2 protein-coding genes and 1 pseudogene are annotated in these 1,596 nt (G+C 71.4%); 2 read left to right on the top strand and 1 reads right to left on the bottom strand.

Features of this window, described 5'->3' with window-relative positions; all coding sequences use genetic code 11:
- On the top strand, window positions 1-208 hold a 208-nt coding region (locus WA805_RS00530; RefSeq protein WP_425241385.1), incomplete at its 5' end, for a hypothetical protein.
- 344 nt (window positions 209-552) lie between these two features.
- The gene (locus WA805_RS00525; RefSeq protein WP_425241384.1) at window positions 553-1,233 is read left to right on the top strand and encodes a hypothetical protein; all 681 of its coding nucleotides are present in this window, start codon (window positions 553-555) and stop codon (window positions 1,231-1,233) included.
- On the opposite strand, the pseudogene WA805_RS00520 reads toward WA805_RS00525, so the two are convergent.
- Window positions 1,207-1,596 (bottom strand): annotated as a pseudogene (locus tag WA805_RS00520) (PLP-dependent aminotransferase family protein); the annotation flags it as partial. The gene WA805_RS00525 and the pseudogene WA805_RS00520 overlap by 27 nt on opposite strands.

The raw sequence follows: 1,596 nt of genomic DNA, 5'->3' as shown, positions 1-1,596 counted from the left end.
CGACGGCGATCACGACGGCGAGGTGGCGGCGCGGCAGGCCGACGTCTCGGCGATCGCCAGCCTGGGGCAGAGCATTGGGCTGGTCAAGGAGGCGCTCCGGGTCCGCGGCTTCGGCCCGATGGCCGCGCGGATGGCGGTGGCGGAACCCGACGCGGCGACCGCGGCGCGGGTGGCGGAGCTCGTCAAGAGCCTTGCGCCCGACGACTGACCGGTACGCCTGGTTTGTAACAGGTCTGTATACGCCCGTTCCGGTGGTGAACCGGTTAGCGGGACCGGGCGTCATTCATGGTGAGGCCCGGCGAAAGCGGGGCGCCGGGCCTCCTCATCCGCACCGTCGCGGTTAGCGTAGCGTGACCGCCCATTGATACTGTGCGTGTTTTGATGTAACCGTTGCCGCGTGCAACCGCCATTGTCGATTCCTCTGATTTCCGTGTGCCCGGCGAATGATTCGCCGATCCCCTCTGGACTAATCGCAGCCGCTGGCGTAAGTAAGTTTGAGAGGAGTTGCGGGGTCGGCATGGTCTAGACCCCTGAACCTGGGAGGGGAAGCCGGTGGCACACGCATGGATGCCAGGAGCACGACGCATCCGGGCGGATACTGACGGAGGCCCTCTCAACGGAGGCGCACCGCGCGCGGTCTGGCTGACCCTGGGGACCGCGCCGCGCACGGTTTCCATTCAGTCGGCGGCGCAGCGCCTCGTCGGCGAATGCCGTCCCTGCCACCTCGTCTGGGACCCGGTGACCGGCGACATCGTCCAGCTCGTCTCCATTTTGCGGGCGGGCCGCGCGCTCGGGACGCCCGAGCAGCTCGACTGGGATCCTGACCGGGTGCCGGCGTCCCCGCGGAACGTGAACGCCGAGGGCCGGGTGTGCGCGCAGATCGCCGTTCTCGGGTACCCCGAGGAGCCGTTCACGGACGGCCCGATGACCGGCGTGGACGCGATCGTCGAGTGGCTCGACTCGTGGGGGGTCTCGCGCCGCTGGCCGGCCGGGGAGCCCATGTCGTGCCTGGCAACCGGCGCCGAACGCAGCCGCGCGCTGTGGGCGCGCGGCGGTCACTTCGGCGCGTCGCAGGTGCCCGGCTGCGAGAACGCCGGCCCGGGGGCGATCGACACCGACCAGCTCACCGGACCGCACGTGCTGCAGGTCCACTCGCGGGAATTCCCTGATCAGCTGGCTGCGGCCGCCGCCCTTGCGATCCCGGCATTAGCGTTGCCCGGCGGCCCCGCGTAACACCACGCTGGTGAGGCCGGCCAGCAGCGTTGCGAGGACTGCCGCGGCGCGCCGGACCTGGGTCAGCGGCGTGGCGCCGTAGCCGAGGATCAGCCCGCTGATCGACGGCGGGCCCGCGAAGTACCGGTCGAGCACGTACAGCCCGACGCCTCTTTTGGCGGCCTCGGCCACGACCAGCTCTGGCGGCAGGCCGGCCGGGAGCTCGAGCACCACGTGCAGGCCGGCGGTGTCGCCGAGCAGGCGGCAGGGCGCGGTCAGCGCCTCGACGATCGCGGCCCGGCGGCGGGCGTACTCCAGGCGCATCCGCCGGATGTGCCGTTCCAGGTCGCCGGAGGTGAGCAGCGCGAGCAGGGCGTGCTGGCC

It is taken from the genome of Trebonia sp., assembly GCF_049794275.1.
Classification (GTDB): Bacteria; Actinomycetota; Actinomycetes; order Streptosporangiales; family Streptosporangiaceae; genus Trebonia.
This window is presented reverse-complemented; position numbering and strand designations above follow the sequence as displayed.